The sequence below is a fragment of the Deltaproteobacteria bacterium genome (assembly GCA_016933965.1).
Taxonomy (GTDB): Bacteria; Desulfobacterota; Syntrophia; order Syntrophales; family UBA2210; genus JAFGTS01.
This window is the reverse complement of the sequence record JAFGTS010000043.1, coordinates 1-19,626: the sequence shown is the minus strand read 5'-3', so window position 1 is coordinate 19,626 and position 19,626 is coordinate 1. Positions and strand designations below refer to the sequence as shown.

The following is a 19,626-nucleotide window of genomic DNA, read 5'->3' as shown; positions in this document are numbered from 1 at the left end:
CCGGTATTGTCATCCCATCATTGCAACCGGTTTTATGACATCATCATTTCAGGGAGGACACTCATGAACACACGATCAAAAACCGTAATAGCCGGCATGGTTCTCATCATGTTCCTGTGTGTCACCGGGTTCGGGTCATGGGGAGCGGCGAAACCGGCGGACACGGGCACGCCGATGGTACCGGCCAACTTCAGCGGCATAGCGGAGAAGGTAAAGCCGGGCGTGGTACATATCAGAACGGAGCAAGCCGTCAAGGGCAGTGATGACATTTCATATTTCTTCCGCGGCAACCCCTTTCCTGAGGGACATCCCTTTGAAGAGTTCTTCAAACAGTTCCAGGACAGAAAACGAAGCCCCCTCAAGAAACGGCAGGGACTCGGGTCGGGGTTCATCATTGACGGTGACGGATACATCGTCACCAACAACCACGTCATAGACAATGCCGATACGATGACGGTCAAACTCTCGACCGGGGAGGAATACACTGGAGAGCTCGTGGGCCGGGATGCCAATACCGACCTGGCGCTGATCAGGATTAAAGGCGCGAAGGACCTGAAACCGCTGTGTCTGGGAGATTCGGACCGGCTCGACGTGGGAAGCTGGGTCGTTGCCGTCGGCAGCCCCTTCGGACTCGAACAGACCGTAACGGCGGGGATCGTCAGCGCCAAGGGACGGGTTATCGGCTCGGGCCCCTACGATGATTTCATTCAGACCGACGCATCCATCAACCCCGGCAACAGCGGCGGCCCCCTGGTGAACATGAAGGGTGAGGTGGTGGGCATCAATACCGCCATCATCGCCAACGGCCAGGGGATCGGTTTCGCCATCCCCATCAACCTGGCACGGGAGATCATTTCCCAGTTGAAGGATACCGGAGAGGTCACGCGCGCCTGGCTTGGTGTGGGCATACAGGACCTGACAAGGGAACTGCGGGAGTACTACGGAACAGGCGACCGCAACGGCGTCCTGATCACCGAAGTATTTGAAGACAGCCCGGCTGAAAAAGGCGGGGTCAAGGCGGAAGACATCATTACATCCATAGACGGCAAGACCGTGTCCTCCGCGAAGGAGCTGTCCCGGACCGTGGCCGCCCTTCCCGTTGAAAAGAAGGTGGACGTAACAGTGCTCCGTGACGGCGCGGAGAAGCATTTCACCGTCACGCTGGCAAAACGGACCGATGACGTGGTCTCGGCGGCGGCAAGTGAGAACGACTACGGTAATCTGGGGTTCGCGGTCTCCACCATGTCACCTGAACTGGCCGACCGTTTTGGATACCCGGATAACGAAAAGGGCGTCGTCGTGACCGAGGTCACCCCCGGAAGCAAGGCCGAGCTGGCCGGCCTTCGCCCCGGTGATCTCATAAAGGGGGTGAACACGGTTACCGTGACATCTCTCTCCGATCTTCAGGAAGAAGTTCGGAAGGTCTCCGACGGAGCTGTGATCAACCTGCTCGTAAAAAGAGGCCGCGGTGGATTCATGGCGGTAAAAATAACGAAATAGAACGGTTTCATTTCATTGCCGCGCTGATGCCTCACTATCGGCGATTATCTCCTTGGCAATGGTGTACCCCGCCGCCCCCCGGCGGGGTACACCCCCTCCTTATCACTTTCAGGCAAAGGCACCGCCGATCAGGGCGCCTATCAGAAGCGGCCCGATGCCGCTCAATGACAGGATAAAGGCACCCATTCCCGCCAGGGCGCCGATGAGCGGGACACCCGTCAGACTCGAGGCGAAGACAAACAGCAGAAAACCCACGATGATACCGGGCAGCAGGACGGCCACAAAGGCCGCTCCGATCCCGCCGGCCCGTTTCCCGCCGACAAACCCCGCCACCAGCGGCCCGATGAGGGGTGCCCAGAAGAGAAGCAGGGAGATCACCAGCATCCACACCATTCCCATCACGATACTGCCTTGTTTTTCTTCACTCATTGGTTCCTCCCGCGGGTTATTCATTATACCTTCCAACAGGGAATGGGCCACTGCTTCGGCCGTCCCTGCTCATGACACTGTGTGGCCGGTGCTATCCATTATCTCTCCTGAGGATGACGGCAGGGTACGTACATCCAGGGGAAGCCCCTTGCGCCGGTCGGTGATGAGGCGGCGGGCCTCATGGGGACACTTCGCCACGCAGATCCCACATCCCATACAGGCATCCCATCGAACGGCGGATATCGTATCCTGTATCTCGATGGCGTCGAAGGGGCACCACTCGAGGGCCACCCCGCACCCTTCACAGAGCTCGGCATCGACGGCGGCCACATATCCAGATGAAGCGAGCTGCCGGATTCCCAGGGACCCCATTTCAAAGCCCAGGCAGCAACAGGAGCAGCAGTTACAGATCACATAGAACTGGTCCTTGATACAGTCCTTGAACCAGGCGGTGTGGACAAGACCCGCATCGTGCAGTTCTTCAAGCAGGGCAAGCGCCTCATCCCGGCTTATCCTCTTCGTGTTTTCCGGCTTATGATCCAGAAGAAAATCGGTCAGGGGCTTCCCCACGAGCATGCAGGTCATATACGGCGGCTGCACCATCCTGCAGGGGTTTCCCCTGGCCGCATGAAGCGCCTTGCAGCCGCACTGTGTCACGACGATATCGACCGGCGCCTTGAGCACGATGTCACGCGCTCTGGCGTAAGGGATCACCCGTGTCCCCAGGTCCTGGAGCGGAACGTTCTCCTTGACCGTGATGATCGAGCGAGCGAGTTCCGGCGGCAGTATCTTTCCATGATAGGAATCGGCGAGCCACCGGGCGTACCTGCCTTCGGGCCCGAACCGGTACGCAAGCATGCGAAGAAAATTCAGGTAGGAAACGATGTGACGGCCGTACCAGATCCCGTGGAGTCCCTGCGTGAGCGTTCTTCTGAAACCAAGCCATTTCAGGGCCGGCCACGTCCCGGGAAGCAGGAGGTGCCCCCGCTCAACCCAGAGCCAGAAGAGAACGAGCAGAAACACGATGGAACCGGCGATTACCAGTATCTTCATTGTTTTCCTCCGTTCCCCCGGGTTCAACAATGCCCGACCGGTATGCGAACTGTTACGGCAGGATCATGATAGATGACTCACCACCCCCGGTCAACACATTATTTATTCTTGCTTTTTACCTGAAGGGGTACCGTTTTTTTCTCCCTGTCGGCCGGGTTCCCTGCGCCGTCTGAGCCGGTCAAGTCTGTGGAGGAGAGCGTCCGCCAGGGGTCCTTCAAGGGAATCGTTCCCGTCCAGCACGTTGCTGACCAGGGCCAGTGCGCGCTCGAAATCGCAGACCCGGTGTTCGTACCATTTGGCAAGTTCGACGGAGGCAAAGACATCGGCCGGCGTTTCCTGAAGCATGCTTTCCCAAAGCTCCACGGCCCGATCCCACCGTCCTTCCCGTTTGTGAAACAGTGACAGCATCATGCGGGCTTCGTACCTGACACCGGCATCCCGGCAGCAGGACAGGAGCATCTCCAGGTGTTCCAGCGCCACCGACCGGTGTTTCCGGTCGAGCAGCAGCCGTGCGGCCGCCAGGATGTCTCCATGGTCCCGCTCCACACCCCCGGCATCGGAACCGAGCAATTCCGCCAGGTGAACCATGAGAACGGCCAGGGAAACCACGTCAAGGCGGTTGTGCTCGAAGACGTCGGCCATGAGCCGGGGGTCGTGCAGCCTGAGCCAGTCAAAGTATCGCTGCGGGATCTCATGTCCCGGGACATCGCCGTCCCGTTCAAACCCAAGGACCTTCTCTTCTATGGTGACCAGGCGGCTGTCGGGCAGGCGATGGCCCAGGAGCCGCCGCGCCGGATGGAGCAGGTCGAGGTGAGGCATTCCGGAAAGCGGGTCGGGCATCCGGTTCATGATAAAGCGGTTCGCCAGGAGATTCACGTCGAAGGATTTCCCGTTGAAGGTAACCAGGAACCGCTTCTCCTTCGCCCGTTCCCGCAGGTGATAAAGGGCTGCGCGTTCCTCCCGGAAATCGCGGGCGAAGAGCTGTTCCGTGACGAAGGCGGAACCTTCGAGCCAGCCGAGCCCGATCAGGAAGGCCATGGTCCCCGCGCCGCCGGCGAGACCCGTCGTTTCAGTATCAAGGAAGAGGGCATCGGTGACGGCCGCGGCAGAGACCTGAAGATCGCCCGTGAGAAGGGCCGCCCTGCGCATGTCGAGACCGGTCAGTTCATCGGGACAGCGAAAGCCGTGAGGATTACCGCTTGTCACCCGTTTCAGGGTGGCGAAGAACGTCCCGCCGTCATTGTGCAGTTCTTCCCCGTCAATGACCCCGTCACAACCGAATGACGCGTCGGTCTCAAGGGGGCGGGTACGGGATTGAGAACCGGGCCGGCGGGACATGACCGCATCGATCCGCCTGCGGAGCTCTTCCAGTTCTTCGGACCGTCCCCCCTTTGGATCCGTTCTTTTCTGTCCGCCCGTCAGGCGGCGGATACGTTCTATGGTGCTCATGAGAAGACCGCGATTCCGTCGAGGATCGCCCGGGCCGCCTCCTTGGCGACGGGTCCGACCTCCAGGGTGGGCCCCACGCACATGGGACAGCCGTGGCTGCAGGGACAGGAATCGATGAGGCGCCTGACCATGCCGAGCAGGTGGTCGTGCTGCTCGTAAAGGAGCGCTGAGAAACCGATGCCTCCCGGATAGGCGTCGAAAATGAACACCGTAGGATCAAATTCATCAAAACGTACCCGGTCCGATTCATGCTCTCCCGGAGAAACCGTGATGAGACGCCGGTTTCCCCCGTAACGGACGAACCACTCGCCGCTCTTGTCCCCGATACACCGATCGATATCCCTGATATCGGCCATGAGCAGCACCGCCGCCAGATGGTGGAGGCCGTAGGAAAGACCGGCAAGCCCATCGATGATCTCCGCCTGATTGTAAGGAAGCCCCAGCAGAAGGTCCCGGGGAATGGTGAACCAGTAACTGGTGGTATGCATGTCCTTTTCGGGAAGGGAGACATCACCGTACCCCAGGTTCTCGGAGGTGTAGAACTTGATCTTCTTGTATCCCACCACCTTTCTGACGACCTGCACTTCCCCGTGCTCGACGATGAGCCGCTCCTTCTGCTTCGAATCAAATCCGTCGATGACCCTGACGTTGGTGTAGGTCATCGCGTCGGTGAAATAATCGACATCCACTTTTCTGACGTAGGCTTTCTTTCGTTCAAGGTCCAGCTTGTCCACATGGTACTGCTGGGATTCGACCATATATATCGCCTCATCGTGGACCATGGTGAAGGCGCTGTCCCAGTCGACTTCCGCGATGGCCTTATGATCGCCGGCGATCGTCGTGTCGACGACGACCACATTCTCCGGGTTGACGCTCCGGAGACTGATCTCATCGGCAGGGTAACTTTCAGCCGCCCAGTGCCATCGTTGGTCGACCCGGTGCAGGACACCCTGCTCCTCGAGGTAGGAAAGCAGCTCTTCCAGTTCCTCACCGCCGAAATGCTCCCCCCGTTCAAAGGGCAGTTCAAAGGCGGCGCTTTTCAGGTGGTGCAGCAGTATGAGCAGATTATCGGGATTTATCCGGCAATGCTCGGGTGAACGGGAGAAAAAGTAGCTCGGGTTTTCAACGATGAACTGGTCCATGGGATTGCTCCTGGCCATGAGTATCGACAGGCTGTGGCCCCTGCGTCTCCCGGCCCGGCCCGACTGCTGCCAGGTGCTGGCGATGGAGCCCGGATACCCGACGATGAGGGATGCTTCCAGGTCACCGATGTCGATCCCCAGTTCCAGGGCGTTCGTGCTGACGACCCCCATGACCTTCCGTTCCCTGAGCCCCTTTTCTATCTGCCGTCGCAGGTTCGGCAGGTATCCTCCCCGGTATCCCGCGACAAACTGGTCATCACGGGGTTTTCCCTTTGCGAAGCGGTCCTTGAGATACTTGGTGAGGACCTCCACATTGAGCCGGCTCGTGGTAAAAAGGATGGTCTGGATATCGTTTTCGATCAGTTCGGCGGCTATCTTCCGCGCCGGCGTCAGGGCCGACTGGCGAATGCCGAGTTCACGGTTCACAATGGGGGGGTTATAGAGAATGAACGTCTTGGATGCCGAGGGCGCTCCGCTCCTGTCGATCAGGTCCACGGGCCGTTCCAGTATCCGCTCAGCGTGCTCGGCGGGGTTCGCCACGGTGGCCGAGCAACAGATGAAGACCGGGTCGGTCCCGTAAAATCGGCAGATCCTCACGAGGCGCCGGATCACATTGGCCAGGTGGCTGCCGAAGACGCCCCGGTACACATGCAGTTCATCAATGACCACATACCTGAGATTGCTGAACAGTTTCTGCCATTTCGGATGATGCGGCAGGATCCCGGCATGAAGCATGTCCGGATTAGTAACCACGATGTTCCCCTGCTTGCGGATCGCCTGGCGCGCGTCGGCGGGGGTATCGCCGTCATAGGTGTATGTCCCGATATGTTCCCCAAGTTCACCAATAAGGCTGTGGGCTTCGTGCATCTGGTTCTGGGCGAGGGCCTTTGTGGGAAAGATATAGAGGGCCCTGGTCTCCGGGTCTTCAAGGATTTTCTGAAGGACCGGCAGATTGTAGCACAGGGTCTTTCCACTGGCCGTGGGGGTCACCAGAACGATGTTGCGCCCTTCGCGGATGCCGTTAACCGCCTCTGCCTGATGGCTGTACAGGCGTGTCATCCCCCGCTTTTCAAGAACGGATCTGAGCTTTGGATGTATCCATCCGGGGTACGGGGCAAATTCCCCCTCACTGGCGGGAAAATGTTCAATGGCACTCACATTCTCGAGAAAGCGCCGGTCTTTCTCAACACGACCCAGCCATTCCTGCAGCGTAAGTTTCGCCATGTACGGCACCTGTTCCAGACCTCACGGTCCCTTCCGGAGGACCGATGTTGCGGATGAGTATAGGGAGGGAGCCGGGGCCTGTCAAGAATGAAATATATTCAGTGATATCGTATTGATACATCGGTGGCTTACCGGTATATGCTTCCGCCGGACCGCCTTCTTTCCTCATTCTGTTCAGGCCCGCAGCGAAAATTCATCAGCGATGCCCGGAACGCCGACCGTACCCGGCAGACCCTCTTCACGCCACACCCTGCCGGCCTCATCGGTCCAGCGTTCATCGGACCACCCCCGGCCGGCCCCTTCCCCGTCCTCGTGACCGCTCAGGTGGACCAGCAAGGTCTGCCGCGGTCGCAGCTTCGCCGCATATTTCCTGACCGTTCCAAAAGACAGATGACCCGTATTGTGTCCACGGACCTCTTCGACCCCCCAGGTCAGGCAGTCGATGAAAAGATAATCGGCATCGGACATCAGGTTCACCGCATCCTCGCGTTCGCGGGAATCGGGATTCATGATCCAGTCATTTCCGTTGTCCAGGTCCCAGAGAAGGACGGCCTTCCTGTTCCCCGCTTCCACCACGAAGGATGCGCTTGAATGGAAGGTCTCCTTGAAGGTGACGTGATCAATATCGGCCGTCACGTGAGAAACACTGACAGGCGTTATGACCAGTTCCTCAGGTTCCACCGGAATGGGGTCGAGAAGCGTCCCCGGCGGTGATTGTTCCCCGCTGACCAGGGGTTTCAGGCAGCGATGCCATTCGTAGGAATTATTTTTCTGGAGCCAGCAGGCCGTTCCGGTCCGCACCCAGGTGGGGATCCGCCTGAATTTCTCTTCTCCCCGCGCGCGGGACAACCGGCGCATCGTTTCACCGAGGCGGTTCAGCTCAAGACAATGGTCAGGATGCCAGTGTGTCAGAAGCAGCCAGTCCAGCCGGGCGTCGGCGGGCCGGAAGAGATCGCAGAGGCTGGTCACGACGCCGAGCCCCACATCGACGAGGGCGTGCCAGCAGATAAGACCGCTTTTCTCGTTCCTCCCGATAATGGATACGGACGTGTTCGCGCGGTGCCCGGCGGAAAGGCACCGCTCACAGGAACAGCCGAATTCACGCAGAAAGGCGTGTCCGGTACCGTTTACCACAATACTGAAGTGCATGGCTCCCTCCGCTTCTCCCGCCTGCTCTCAGAGAGACCGATCGAATATTCTTCGGATACCTCCCCGCAGGTGTCGTTCGTGTGAACCTATTATAATACAGACAGCAATGGACGGCTTGCAAAAAATCCACTATTATCGACGAACATACTGCTCACGAAGAAAGGGGACCGGCTCTCCGGTCCATAACAAAGCAAGGAGACGGCAATGGCGTGGTTCTATTCCCCCGAAGCATGGATCGCCCTGGCGACATTGACGGCACTGGAGATCGTCCTGGGTATCGACAATATCATTTTTATCACCGTTCTGGTGTCTCGCCTGCCGCAGCGCCAGCGCCAGAGAGCTCGGATCATCGGGCTCGCCCTCGCAATGCTGACCCGGATCGCCCTGCTCCTCTGCATTGTATGGATAATGACGCTGGTAAGACCGCTTTTCACGGTCCTTGACCACGTCATATCCGGCAGGGACCTTATCCTCATCGGCGGCGGTCTGTTCCTGCTGGTAAAAAGCACCCACGAGATCCACGGCAGCCTCGAATCAGGGGGCTCATCGCCGGCGGCGTCCGTCGGGACGGCACATTTTTGCGGAACGCTGGTTCAGATCATGGTCCTCGATATCGTTTTCTCGCTGGATTCGGTCATCACCGCCGTGGGACTGGCCCAGCATGTGCCGGTCATGGTCCTCGCCATCGTCATCGCCGTCCTGGTCATGATGCTCACCGCAGGCCCGATCGGAGAATTCGTCGATTCCCATCCGACCGTCAAGATGCTTGCCCTGAGCTTTCTCATCCTGATCGGTGTAACCCTGATCGCGGAGGGGTTTGATTATCATATCCCGAAGGGATATATTTACTTCTCCATGGCCTTTTCGGTGTGCATTGAGATACTGAACATGAAGATCAGGAAGCGACAGGCACCGCCGGTGAAGCTGAGAAAACCCCTGGCCCAGGAATGACCGGTGATACCGGGAGTCACCACTGGAGGTCGAAGCCATGAAGACACGGTACATCCTTTGTATCGCATACTTCTGTATCCTCCTCGTTGCCGGAGGATGCTCGGCATGGCGGGAGATACCCCCCGATGGGCACATCCCCGGAATGACCCGCGAGGAAGCCCTGAACGTTCTCGCCTCCGTGAAGATCTCTCCCGAGCTTTCCTACGCGTGCAGAACGGGAACGAGGTGGGAGGTTCCGGAGGGCCCCCTCCATTCACCCCGCATTGTGAGAGGCGGGGTGCTTCTTGAACATGAGCCCGCGGACCGCGAGATCCCCGTGTATACCCGGTATCCCGTCACCATCGAAGAAATATTGTCAATGAAGGGAAAACAGGAGGTGCGGCTTTTTCAAAACCGCGAGCAATCGCTCTACCGCGTTGATCTGTGGTTCATACCGCCCTGCGCGCTGAGTGAATATCAGAAGGTGACCCTGATGGAGACCCCCTCGGAGACGGAGGCGCGGCGGCTCATCCGTGCGCTCCTGACGCTGCGGGAATGAGGGGGGATCGGGATTACGGATTGCGGATTACGGATTACGGATTACGGATTACGGGATTAGAAGGATTATGGATAAGGTTTTTCACCTCCCTTTCGTAAAGGGAGGCCGAGAGGGATTTATCCGTCGGTAAGTTCCCCGGCCAGCATGGTCATTTCATCCCGTGAGAGTTTAAGGCGGGCGGTCCCGCCGCCCGGATGGGCGACGGTCAGGATGCATCCGGTGTCGTTTTTCGTGACCTCGAACTTCCTTCCCGGAGGCAGCTTGACGGAATCATCGACCCAGTCATCGGGATTGAACTGGGCGATCTGTATGAGAACGCCGAAGGCGTCTTTCGGGTGGATGAAGAGTTCTTTCCATATCGCCCCGAGATCGTGAAATCCGAAATAGGGAATGCCGTTCCCGTCCAGGATCTCCCGGGCCTTTTCGATATCCGGCGTCTCGAGGGTGATATGATGAACACCGCCGTTCCTATCGCCGAGAAAATTATCAAGAAAACTTCCTTCACCGGTGGGCTTCATCAATTCGATACGCGACAGGTCACCGAGTGAATAGATGCGCCAGAAAAACCGCATTCCTTCATCATCGAACCCGACACCGGGCACGGCGCCCAGGATATCGCGGAAAAAATGAACGGCCCGGTCATACTCAGTGTCCCGGACCGCGAGCGATACGTGGTCAATCCTTGAAATCACGGCGTTTTTCCTCCCCCATGACCGTCATTGAACAGCGCCTACCGGTTCAGGACCTGACCGGCAAGCATTTTCAGTTCCTCCGTCCCGGGAAGTCCCTTTCCCCGGGACAGAGCAGCATGGGCGATCATAAGGGGTAGATCGAGACTGCCCCCTTCATAGAGAATGAAGACCGGCCCGTCCCCGTTCGGTGCACCTGCCCCGTCTCCGGCAACACCGCATTTTTCCCTCTCCTTCCGATCACCCACATACAGGTCGGGAATAATGCCCGTTTCCTGAAACGCCCGTCCCTTGGCCGAATAATACTTCGCCATCGTCAGCTTCAGTGCTGAACCATCACAGAGCTCCGTCACGCTTTGAATGGTTCCCTTCCCCGCCGTCCGTGAACCGAAGAGCAGGGCCTTATCATTATCACGAAGGGCAAAGGCAACAACCTCGGATGCACTGGCCGTTCCCCTGTTCACGAGGATTATCATGGGACAGAGCGCCTCTTCACCGTCACGGGTCGCCTGGTAGGTCCGGTTCGTATAATCCGCCCGCCCCTCGGACCGCACGATCACCCCCGAGGCCAGGAACATATCGGACACGGTTATGGCTTCATCAAGGAGTCCCCCGGGATTATTTCTCAGGTCGATGATGATCCCCCTGAGCGTACCCGCCGCCTGTATGTCCCGCAGGGCGTTTCGGAGTTCGGTCGTCGTCGTTTCCTGAAAGGCGGCAACCCTGACATAGCCGACGCCGCCCTCCATGATCCGGTGTTTGACGCTTTGGATGGTAATATCCTTCCGCTGAATGATGAATTTCCTCTGCCGATCGCCGTTGCGGTCTATCGTGATGGTGACCGTCGTTCCCGCCGGCCCCCGAAGGGCCCGGAACGCATCGTTCACGGTGAACCCCGCCGTCAGCTCACCGTTGATCGCGATGATCCGGTCGCCGGCTTCGACCCCCGCGTGATAGGCCGGGGTATCGTCTATGGGAGAAACGACGGTGATCACGCCATCGATCATGGCCACCTCGATGCCGATGCCGCAGTAATTCCCCCGCGTGAACGATCTCAGGTCTTCGTACAGCTCAGGCGTCAGATAGGAACAGTAGGGATCGAGGCTCTTGACCATGGCCTCGATGGCAGCATATTGCAGTTCAAAGGGGTCGCCGTCCGCGACGGAAACGTAATAATTGAATGAGGATGAAAGATACCCAAGGGCCTTTGCCCGCTCGCTCCGGCTGTTGTAAAAATTAATGCCGTGATTGGCCGAAACGAACTTGCTGCGTGATTTCAGGTGCTCCTCCATGCCGAGGACCGCCTCATTCGCCAGGAGAGACGTATCGACGGGATCGATATAATTTTCCTCGATCAGGTTAAAAGCATTGGTCAGGACCATCAGGCCGTCACAGGGTTTTTTCGTCTCCCGGACAGACGACGCGCAGGACACAATGAAGATGGACCATATGAACAGAAATATGGCAAGCAGAATGCAACGATTTTTATACATGAAGGAATCCCTTCCCCACCCCCGACCCTGCCGGTCAACAAAGCATGTCGTGAACATTCTGTCAAGCCATAAAAGGGGAAACTCCGTAAAAAACCCACGGGTTCCGGGGATCAGGGATTACGGATTACGGATTAGGGATTAGGGATTAGGGATTACGGATTACGTGGATTAGTGGAATCGGGGTCCTGGATGCTTCGGGAAATCGCCTCACGCTTAACGCTTCACGTCTCACGCCTCACCCTGACTCCGCGTCCTTTTCTTCAGGGAAACGGCACATACCTTGAGCTCCGGGATCTTCGACAGGGGATCCAGTTCCCGCAGGGTCAGCATATTGGCGGCGGCCTCGGCGAAATGGATCGGCACGAAGACGGTCCCTTCGGGGACGGTTTCCGTGACCCGCGCCGTAGTGACGATCTCACCCCGCCGTGACCGTATCACCACGGGGTCACCGTCTTCGATCCCCGCTCGCACGGCGTCGGCGGGATTGACCTCTCCGTAGGACTCATCGAGCCGCTCCTTCAGGATCGGAGACCTGCGGGTCATGGTACCCGTGTGAAACTGGAACAGGGAACGGCCCGTGGTCAATACCAGGGGATATTCCTCATCAGGCTGCTCCGGCGGCGGAACATGTTCGACGGGAATGAAACGTCCCTTTCCCCGGCTGAAGGTATGTTCGTGCAGGAAGGGGGTCCCGGGGTGCGCTGCGTCGGGACAGGGCCATTGCAGTCCGTCACCTCCCAGGCGGAGGTACGACATGCCCCGGTACTGGGGAACGACCCGGGCGATCTCCTCGAAGACGGCCTCCGCCGAGCGCCAGTTCATACCATCATATCCCATCAGCCGGGCGAGCTCGGCGATCACCGCCCATTCGGGCCGTGCCGAACCGACCGGCTCGATGGCTGCACGAACCCGCTGAACCCGGCGTTCCGTCGACGTAAAGGTCCCCTCTTTTTCGGCATAACTCGCCCCGGGGAGGACCACGTGAGCGAAGGCCGTCGTTTCCGATGGAAAGATATCCTGGACGATGAGAAAATCAGCCGCTTCGAGGGCCCTTCGCACGTGGGCCGTATCGGGGTCGGAAAGGGCCGGGTTCTCGCCCATGATCCACAGAAACCGGGTCCGTCCATCGAGGGCGGCGTCCATCATTTCACAGAGGGTCAGTCCCGCCTGTTGCGGCAGGCGGTCCGTCCGCCAATCCCGGGAAAAACGATCACGGTTCCCATCGTCCTCCACCGGCTGGTATCCCGGGTAATGGGACGGCAGAACGCCCATGTCACAGGCACCCTGCACGTTGTTCTGACCGCGCAGCGGATTGACCCCCGTCGAGGGCTTTCCCACATTGCCCGTTGCCAGGGCGAGGTTCGCCAGGGCGCGGACATTCGCGGTCCCGGCCACATGCTGGGTGATACCCATGGCATAGATGATGGAGGCCTTTTCGGCGGTGCCGTACATCCGGGCCGCCGCGACTATCATCTCCGGAGAAACACCCGTGATGTCGGCAACGCGCTCCGGTGAATATTCCCTGAGTGATCCCAGGAACGCTTCAAACCCCTCGGTCCGGCCCGTGATGAATTCATCGTCCGCCAGCGCCTCATCGACGATCACCCGCAGCATACCGTTAATGAGGGCCGTATCGGTTCCGGGCCGGTGCGCGAGGTGTACATGAGCGCACCGGGCCATGTCTGTCCGCCGGGGATCGGCCACGATCAGGCGGGCCACACCGTCGCGCATGGCCCGTAGTATCCGCCTGCCGATCAGGGGATGCTGCTCCGTTGTATTGGAACCGATGACGAACATCACGTCGGCCTTTTCAAGCTCTTCGATGCTGTTCGTCATGGCGCCGCTTCCAAAGGTCTCCGACAGACCGGTCAGGGTCGAGGCATGACAGAGCCGGGCACAGTGGTCGATGTGGGGGGTCCCCACGACGGCGCGGGCGAACTTCTGGAGGACGTAATTATCCTCGTTGGTGCATTTGGCCGATCCCAGAACGCCGACGGCGGCCGGACCACCGGCATCGAGGGCGGCACTGAGGTTTTCACGGATATGGGAAAGGGCTGCATCCCAGGTAACGGTCCGGAACGTGCCGGACCGTTTCTCCCTGAGCAGGGGAGCGGTCAGCCGTTTCGGATGGTGAATGAATTCATGCGCGCTCCATCCTTTGATGCATAGCTTACCCTCGTTTATACCGTTTTCGGCGGGGTAGAGCCCGACGACCCGTCCCCGGTCGACCCGGAGCACGATGCGGCACCCGACACCGCAGAAGGGACATATGGTCTCAACATCCCTGAACACGTCAGACCGTCCCTCCCAGTTTTTCTTCCAGCATTTCCCGGCTCCCCTTTATCTTGTGCTCGCCGAAACCGATATCATCGAGGCTTCGCCCCATGGCAAGGGCCAGTATCTCAAGAACATGGAAGACCGGAAGAGGCTCTTCCAGGCAACCTTTGCGGGAGGCCATCATCTGGCCGATCTCAAACTGCTGGAAACAGGAGGCACAGCCGGCTGCAAGCGCATCGGCGCCGCATCGCTTCATATCCGCCACTTTGCGGACCGTGGCTCGCAGGGCATCGTCCTGCTTGCCGTCAAGCGTGAGGGGGGAACCGCAGCAGTGCGATTTTTCAGGATAATCGACAACCGTCACTCCCAGGGCATCGAGCATCCGTTCCGTTTTTTGCGGGTTGAAGGGATTGTCGAACTCCATGACCGGCCGGGGGCTGTTCTCATGACAGCCGCTGTGATAGGAGAGGCGAAACCCGTGAAGGGGGCGCGTAACCGTGGCGCGGAGGCCGTCGAGGCCGATGTCCTCCCAGAAAACCTTCAAAAAATGCCGCACCCGAACGGGGCCGGCAAGGTACCGGCCCGTGCCTGCCAGGATATGGTTCACCTCGGCCAGGAGACCCGCGTCCCTTTCAAGTTCCGCATTTGCCGATGCCAGCGTCACGGTGCAGGCGGGGCAGAGGGTGAGAACGGGCAACCCCGCGCCGGCGGCAACGGCGAGATTTCGTGCCGCCATGACAAGCCAGGTAAAACGATCGGCGCCGCCGACCCTGACGGGATCGGGGCAGCAGGAAAATCCCGTGATATCAATCAGTTCGATCCCCAGCTCGGGAAAGAGCTCCCGGGCCATGGCCTCGAAACGGGGAAACCGGGACGGCACGAGACAACCCGTGAAGAAGGCGAACCGCTTGCTGCTTTTTCCCTGATCATCCATAACCTGGCATACCCGGCGGGCCCGCGTGGTCACATACCGTCAGTTCACGGCCCGCTCACCGGAAGGCACGACGGGATCATTTTTCTCTTTTCCCCAGCTTTTCAAGCAGACCCGTTCGCCCGGCAATATGACCGATCTCATCGACCGGTGTCGGTTCAGGTTCCCGAAGCCCCAGCTTCTCACGGTCTTTTAGTGTTTTTTTCGTCACCGGAAAGGCCCGCCCCGTCTCCAGGACGAGCGTGATCAGGTCATAGACATAGGGGGGCGCGATTCCTTCCACAAAGGCCTGCTGGCGAAGGACCGAGATGACCCGCAGGGGGTCTGCATCCTGGGGACAGGTCTCATAACATTTATGGCAACCGGAACAGGCCCAGAGGGCCCGGTGCCCCCAGGGCTCATTCGACTGAAAGAGGTCGTAGACGAATGTGTTCTTCCCGTCGTATCCTTCCACATTCTGGACGACGCAGTGGAGACTGCAGACGCTGCATTCGAAACAGACCTCGCGCAGATATTCGACACCCTGTCCAATTTGAGCCTTCCGGCAGGTGATCTCGATCATGCCGATATGCTTTCATGAAAGGCCGTGAGAGGTCAAGGGTGAAAAGATCGACGCTTAATCCAGGTCAACCGGTTCCTGGCAGTTCCGGCACCGTTTCGCGCCCCGGAAGAGTTTTGTACCGCAGTTCGGACAGGTATAGCGTTTTTCCTCTTCCTCCATCCATCTTTCCGTACCGAGCTCGCGCCAGGCCGGGACCGCCCGGAGCATGACCTTCTTCCCCACGGCGATCGGGAAGTCCTCGATTATTTTGCAGGGAAACTCGTCACACTGGTAGCATCCCTCGAAACCCTTTTCCCGGGCGCAGCTTTTTATGGGGCAGACCCGGCAGTAAAAGAACACATCCTCGGACAGGCATCCCTCGCACCTGATGTCCTCGGGGCGGACCCCGTAGACGGGCGCCAGCTTTTCCTTGAACTTTTCATTATTGTCACGGTGGGCGATCAATATTCCGCATACCCCGCAGTACAACCCGCATGGCGCCGCCAATTCACGTCCTTGATTCATCCGGCATTCTCCTTCCTCTGTGTATTCATGTTCATGAACTTATGAACTTATCAGCTTACTCTCCCAGCAACTCCTCCAGTTCCCCGGCCCGGCAGGTCCGGACGTCGAACCCCAGGCGGTCGAGAACCGCCGTATATTTCAGCCCGCCACCGGTCACGATGCAGACGACGTGGTCGTTCTTTCCTATCACGCCATCGGCGCACAGACGCCGCACCGCCGCCAGGGGGACCGCCGCCGCCGGCTGGCAGAAGACCCCTGCCCCGGCAAGCCGCCCCTGGGCGCTCAGGATCTCGTCATCCGTGACGGCAAGGGCGATACCGTTCCTCTCCCGCAGTTGCCTGAGCACTTCATTTCCACTGGGTGGAAAGGGGTTCTCGATCGCGTGGGCGATGGTGTCGGTCTTTTCCAGCGGCCGCACCCGTTCCTCTCCCGATGTGAAGGCATTGAAGATGGGAGAACATCCCTTCGCCTGGGCACAGATGAAGCGCGGAAGCCTTCCGATCAGGCCGCAGCGGTAAAAGTCTTCAAAACCCTTGATGATTCCCCGCAGATTTCCTCCGGAACTGGTGGGCACCACCACGAAATCGGGGGCATTGAAGCCAAGCTGTTCACAGATCTCATAAGCGATCGTCTTGGACCCCTCGACCCTGAAGGGCACATCGGAATTCATAAAATAAATGCCCTCCCGGGAACCGATCTCGAGGCTCCTGAAATAGAGGTCGCCGTAATCACCCTCGACACGGAGCAGTACCGGATGATAGACGGCGATGGGATTCAGCTTTTCAACGGGGATAGAGGCACTGACCAGGATGATCGCCGGAAGACCGGCACGGGCGCCATAGGCGGCGACGGATGCGGCCATATTGCCCGACGAGAGGGTCCCGATCCTTTTGAATCCGAGTGCCAGGGCGTGCCGGACCGCGGATGCCGTTCCGCGGTCCTTGAAGGACCAGGTGGGATTCCGGCTTTCATCCTTCAGATCGAGAGAGCCGACGGGAAGTTCCCCGGCAATTTTCTCTGACCCCACCAGCGGGGTGAACCCTTCCCGCATGCCCGCCGGCGGGTCATCGGGTGAAAAGGGAAGAAAATCGGCATACCGGTCAAAGATGGTCTGGCCGAACCTGTTCCCCTCCCTGACGGTCCCCCGTGATACCCCCTCCACCTCGAGAGGTTCTCCGCAGACGGCACACCGGGGACGGGCATCCGCGACGGGAAGAACCGCACCGCACCCCGTGCATACCAGGTTCCAATCCTTCATGTTCTCCCTCTACCGGCCGCCGTCATGGTCAAAAACACCCCGCTCAAGAAAGTACGCGGTCTGTCTCATCACGGCGGCATTGTTCATCATGAAGAAATGACCGCAGGGCACTTCGATGTAACCGGCCATCTCCTCCAGTTTCATCCGTTCAATCCCGACAGTACCGTCATCGGTTCCGGGAATGAGCACCGAAAAAAGGGGATTGTAACAGCGGGTGCCGGCAATGATCCCCACCGGCGCATCGATCGGGGCAAGCCGGTTCGGCGTGCTGTCCGCCCCCGTTCCCAGTTCTTCCCCCGCCGGGCCGGTTATCCAGTGATAGAGAAAGACATTCCCGAAGAAATCGGCCACTTCCGTTCCACCGTTCGGCGGGCTGAGCATGACCACCCTGCTCCCCGGGGGAACGGTCCCGTTCTGCAGATACTGCCGGACCAGGATACCTCCCAGGGAATGGGTGACGAAATGTATCGTTCCGCAGCCCTCCTCCCGGCACCGGCGCACCGCTGGCGTTACATATCCTTCCGCAAGGGCGCCGATCGATCCATCCCGCGAGGGATAGTCCACATTCAGCACGCGGTAGCCCCGCTCCTCGAGGTACCCGGCAAGCCTTTCCATGGAGTCGGAGGTGCGCAACAGGCCGTGAAGCAGAATGACGCATTCACGGCCGTGGACCTCACCGGCGACCGACACGCCGTCCGGCGCAAGCAGCAGAAGCAACATCACTATCCCGGCAGCCGTCCTTCGAACCATGTCTCACCGCTATCGAGGGGTGAATCTATCAGAGGACTCCCTTTTCCTTCAGGAGGTCCACCACCCAGGTCTTTCGATCCGGCAGCTCCACCATTGCCTCTTCCGGCCGCCCGATGAGAACGATCGCCTCGGTGGGGCACGCGGGAACACAGACACCGCAACCGACGCACCGTTCTTCATCGACAACGGCATACTCATCGACGGTTATGGCCTCCACGGGACAGCGGTCGGCACAGACCTCGCAGGCCGAGCACAGGTCCGGATCAATGTAACTGACATAGTTCGACCGGGCAAAGGCACCGGGAAGCTTCAGTTCTTTCATGGCCTTGAAAAACACGCAGCAGCAGGAACAGCAGTTGCAGATGGTGTAGACCTTCCCCTTCATGTTATAGGTCGAGTGCACCAGTCCTTCTTCGTTACATTTTTTCAGGAGCTGCAACGTTTCTTCCCGGGTGATCTCACGCGCCATCCCGTGCTCCACCATGTAGCGTCCCTCATCATCGAAATGAAGACAGACCTCAAGTGAATGATCGCATTCCTGGCCGGTTCCCTTCATGTAGAGACGGCAGGGGCAATGGGCAACGGCAAAGTACTCATTCCTTTCGAGCAGCCGGGTAAGATCATCATAGGGGGTCACCTGGGCCTCGTTCGAGATCGTTTCGTTCAGTGGAATGATCCGCATAATCGACTGCGCCCGGTCCCCGATCTCGCGGCCGAACTTGTCAAAAAAATACCGCCGCCAGAGAGGCGCCAGTTTTTGCGTCTTGTCGGTCTCCTTTCCCGGCCAGAAGGGCGTCTCGGAAAAACCCACCACAGACGGCAGAAGCCGGTAATACCTGATATCATCACGGACGGCCACAAAGACGGTCCCCCGGTCGGCCATGGCATCGAGCCTTTTTCTCACCTCGTCGGGTCCCTCACCGAGGCTCGCGGCGATGTCGTCGAGTTTCATATCCATCATGGGCAATTTCAGGGCGAACTCCGCCTCTTCCGGTGTGAACAGAACCTGCAGGATCGCATAGGCCTCATCACTTTCAGGAAACCCGATGGGATACATGTCGAGTTTCTTCCGCAATTGCCGGTACACATCATCCATAACCGCACCTCCCGTTCACAATGACTGTTCTTTAAGACCTTCAGGTCAGTTTTTCCTCAAGCAGCTTCAGCGAGCGCTCGAAGGCCGCCGTATCATCGGCCTTGAGCGCATCATGGAGCTGCCGGTTGAACGAAACGGCAAGCGGGACCAATTCCTCACCCAATGCACGTCCTTTCTCCGTCAGGCTCACACGCAGGCTGCGGCGGTCCGCCGGGTCTTCCTCCCGCCTTACGAGGCCCTCTTTTACCAGGCGGTCCACGATACCCGTTACCGCCGGGCTGTCGAGCTGGACCCGCGCGGCGATATCCTTAACACTGCTGTACTCATGGGCGAGGAGATCAAAAATGACGAATGACTGAGGCACGGTGACCCCATACGGTCCATAGAGTGTCCCGTAATGCCGGTAGATCTTCCGAGCCAGGGCGCCGATCCGAAAACAATAGAAATATTCCATCGATTTCAAGATATTACCATCCATTAACGTGTTAATAGATAACACATTATCTTTTTTGCCCCATGAAGGCAACCTTTTTTTACGGGGAGTTTGATGCACTCGCAAAAAGTCGATTCTGCTCTGGCTTGTCATTCCGTGCTTGACACGGAATCCAGTATTTTTAAGCAGTTATGGGCT

Annotated in this window: 18 protein-coding genes; 3 read left to right on the top strand and 15 right to left on the bottom strand. The window is 58.8% G+C overall.

The window, feature by feature from the left end:
- The first annotated feature begins 63 nt into the window (after nt 1-63).
- On the top strand, nt 64-1,500 hold the full coding sequence (locus tag JXO48_10280) for a DegQ family serine endoprotease (GenBank protein ID MBN2284265.1): 1,437 nt from the start codon (nt 64-66) through the stop codon (nt 1,498-1,500).
- A 108-nt stretch (nt 1,501-1,608) separates the two neighbouring features.
- Here the strand turns inward: JXO48_10280 and JXO48_10275 are convergent, their stop codons facing one another.
- From JXO48_10275 to JXO48_10255, 5 genes are all read right to left on the bottom strand, one after another.
- Nucleotides 1,609-1,929 (bottom strand): hypothetical protein, encoded by a 321-nt coding sequence (locus JXO48_10275; protein MBN2284264.1) that lies wholly within the window; start codon nt 1,927-1,929, stop codon nt 1,609-1,611.
- A 69-nt stretch (nt 1,930-1,998) separates the two neighbouring features.
- The gene (locus JXO48_10270; protein ID MBN2284263.1) at nt 1,999-2,982 is read right to left on the bottom strand and encodes a 4Fe-4S binding protein; all 984 of its coding nucleotides are present in this window, start codon (nt 2,980-2,982) and stop codon (nt 1,999-2,001) included.
- Nucleotides 2,983-3,084: 102 nt separating this feature from the next.
- Complete coding sequence (locus JXO48_10265) at nt 3,085-4,431, bottom strand: ribonuclease H-like domain-containing protein (GenBank protein MBN2284262.1); 1,347 nt, start codon at nt 4,429-4,431, stop codon at nt 3,085-3,087.
- A complete protein-coding gene (locus JXO48_10260; protein ID MBN2284261.1) occupies nt 4,428-6,797 on the bottom strand; it encodes a DEAD/DEAH box helicase in 2,370 nt (789 codons plus the stop codon). The genes JXO48_10265 and JXO48_10260 overlap by 4 nt, the downstream gene beginning before the upstream one ends.
- Nucleotides 6,798-6,971: 174 nt before the next feature.
- On the bottom strand, nt 6,972-7,946 hold the full coding sequence (locus JXO48_10255; GenBank protein ID MBN2284260.1) for a hypothetical protein: 975 nt from the start codon (nt 7,944-7,946) through the stop codon (nt 6,972-6,974).
- A 204-nt stretch (nt 7,947-8,150) separates the two neighbouring features.
- Here JXO48_10255 and JXO48_10250 point away from each other — a divergent pair, with 204 nt between their 5' ends.
- On the top strand, nt 8,151-8,897 hold the full coding sequence (locus tag JXO48_10250) for a TerC family protein (protein ID MBN2284259.1): 747 nt from the start codon (nt 8,151-8,153) through the stop codon (nt 8,895-8,897).
- Nucleotides 8,898-8,934: 37 nt separating this feature from the next.
- Nucleotides 8,935-9,435 (top strand): hypothetical protein, encoded by a 501-nt coding sequence (locus tag JXO48_10245; GenBank protein ID MBN2284258.1) that lies wholly within the window; start codon nt 8,935-8,937, stop codon nt 9,433-9,435.
- Nucleotides 9,436-9,551: 116 nt separating this feature from the next.
- Here the strand turns inward: JXO48_10245 and JXO48_10240 are convergent, their stop codons facing one another.
- From JXO48_10240 to JXO48_10195, 10 genes are all read right to left on the bottom strand, one after another.
- Entirely contained in the window at nt 9,552-10,127 is a 576-nt protein-coding gene (locus tag JXO48_10240) for a VOC family protein (GenBank protein MBN2284257.1), read from the bottom strand.
- Nucleotides 10,128-10,165: 38 nt separating this feature from the next.
- Nucleotides 10,166-11,617: a PDZ domain-containing protein gene (locus JXO48_10235; GenBank protein MBN2284256.1), complete on the bottom strand. Its 1,452-nt coding sequence runs from the start codon at nt 11,615-11,617 to the stop codon at nt 10,166-10,168.
- Nucleotides 11,618-11,845: 228 nt separating this feature from the next.
- On the bottom strand, nt 11,846-13,909 hold the full coding sequence (fdhF, locus tag JXO48_10230; protein MBN2284255.1) for a formate dehydrogenase subunit alpha: 2,064 nt from the start codon (nt 13,907-13,909) through the stop codon (nt 11,846-11,848).
- 1 nt (nt 13,910) lies between these two features.
- Nucleotides 13,911-14,828 (bottom strand): hypothetical protein, encoded by a 918-nt coding sequence (locus JXO48_10225; protein MBN2284254.1) that lies wholly within the window; start codon nt 14,826-14,828, stop codon nt 13,911-13,913.
- A 76-nt stretch (nt 14,829-14,904) separates the two neighbouring features.
- Entirely contained in the window at nt 14,905-15,387 is a 483-nt protein-coding gene (locus JXO48_10220; GenBank protein MBN2284253.1) for a hypothetical protein, read from the bottom strand.
- A 54-nt stretch (nt 15,388-15,441) separates the two neighbouring features.
- Complete coding sequence (locus JXO48_10215; GenBank protein ID MBN2284252.1) at nt 15,442-15,891, bottom strand: DUF3795 domain-containing protein; 450 nt, start codon at nt 15,889-15,891, stop codon at nt 15,442-15,444.
- A 55-nt stretch (nt 15,892-15,946) separates the two neighbouring features.
- The gene (gene thrC / locus JXO48_10210) at nt 15,947-17,149 is read right to left on the bottom strand and encodes a threonine synthase (protein MBN2284251.1); all 1,203 of its coding nucleotides are present in this window, start codon (nt 17,147-17,149) and stop codon (nt 15,947-15,949) included.
- Nucleotides 17,150-17,158: 9 nt separating this feature from the next.
- Nucleotides 17,159-17,899 (bottom strand): alpha/beta fold hydrolase, encoded by a 741-nt coding sequence (locus JXO48_10205; GenBank protein MBN2284250.1) that lies wholly within the window; start codon nt 17,897-17,899, stop codon nt 17,159-17,161.
- Between the two features lie 28 nt (nt 17,900-17,927).
- Complete coding sequence (locus tag JXO48_10200) at nt 17,928-18,995, bottom strand: 4Fe-4S binding protein (GenBank protein MBN2284249.1); 1,068 nt, start codon at nt 18,993-18,995, stop codon at nt 17,928-17,930.
- Between the two features lie 40 nt (nt 18,996-19,035).
- Nucleotides 19,036-19,449: a MarR family transcriptional regulator gene (locus JXO48_10195; protein ID MBN2284248.1), complete on the bottom strand. Its 414-nt coding sequence runs from the start codon at nt 19,447-19,449 to the stop codon at nt 19,036-19,038.
- Nucleotides 19,450-19,626: the final 177 nt, after the last annotated feature.

Coding starts and splice junctions, on each gene's coding strand:
- JXO48_10280 (MBN2284265.1), top strand. CDS start 64: ATGAACACACGATCAAAAACCGTAATAGCCGGCATGGTTCTCATCATG.
- JXO48_10275 (MBN2284264.1), bottom strand. CDS start 1,929: ATGAGTGAAGAAAAACAAGGCAGTATCGTGATGGGAATGGTGTGGATG.
- JXO48_10270 (MBN2284263.1), bottom strand. CDS start 2,982: ATGAAGATACTGGTAATCGCCGGTTCCATCGTGTTTCTGCTCGTTCTC.
- JXO48_10265 (MBN2284262.1), bottom strand. CDS start 4,431: ATGAGCACCATAGAACGTATCCGCCGCCTGACGGGCGGACAGAAAAGA.
- JXO48_10260 (MBN2284261.1), bottom strand. CDS start 6,797: ATGGCGAAACTTACGCTGCAGGAATGGCTGGGTCGTGTTGAGAAAGAC.
- JXO48_10255 (MBN2284260.1), bottom strand. CDS start 7,946: ATGCACTTCAGTATTGTGGTAAACGGTACCGGACACGCCTTTCTGCGT.
- JXO48_10250 (MBN2284259.1), top strand. CDS start 8,151: ATGGCGTGGTTCTATTCCCCCGAAGCATGGATCGCCCTGGCGACATTG.
- JXO48_10245 (MBN2284258.1), top strand. CDS start 8,935: ATGAAGACACGGTACATCCTTTGTATCGCATACTTCTGTATCCTCCTC.
- JXO48_10235 (MBN2284256.1), bottom strand. CDS start 11,617: ATGTATAAAAATCGTTGCATTCTGCTTGCCATATTTCTGTTCATATGG.
- JXO48_10225 (MBN2284254.1), bottom strand. CDS start 14,828: ATGGATGATCAGGGAAAAAGCAGCAAGCGGTTCGCCTTCTTCACGGGT.
- JXO48_10220 (MBN2284253.1), bottom strand. CDS start 15,387: ATGATCGAGATCACCTGCCGGAAGGCTCAAATTGGACAGGGTGTCGAA.
- JXO48_10215 (MBN2284252.1), bottom strand. CDS start 15,891: ATGAATCAAGGACGTGAATTGGCGGCGCCATGCGGGTTGTACTGCGGG.
- thrC (MBN2284251.1), bottom strand. CDS start 17,149: ATGAAGGATTGGAACCTGGTATGCACGGGGTGCGGTGCGGTTCTTCCC.
- JXO48_10205 (MBN2284250.1), bottom strand. CDS start 17,899: ATGGTTCGAAGGACGGCTGCCGGGATAGTGATGTTGCTTCTGCTGCTT.
- JXO48_10200 (MBN2284249.1), bottom strand. CDS start 18,995: ATGGATGATGTGTACCGGCAATTGCGGAAGAAACTCGACATGTATCCC.
- JXO48_10195 (MBN2284248.1), bottom strand. CDS start 19,449: ATGGAATATTTCTATTGTTTTCGGATCGGCGCCCTGGCTCGGAAGATC.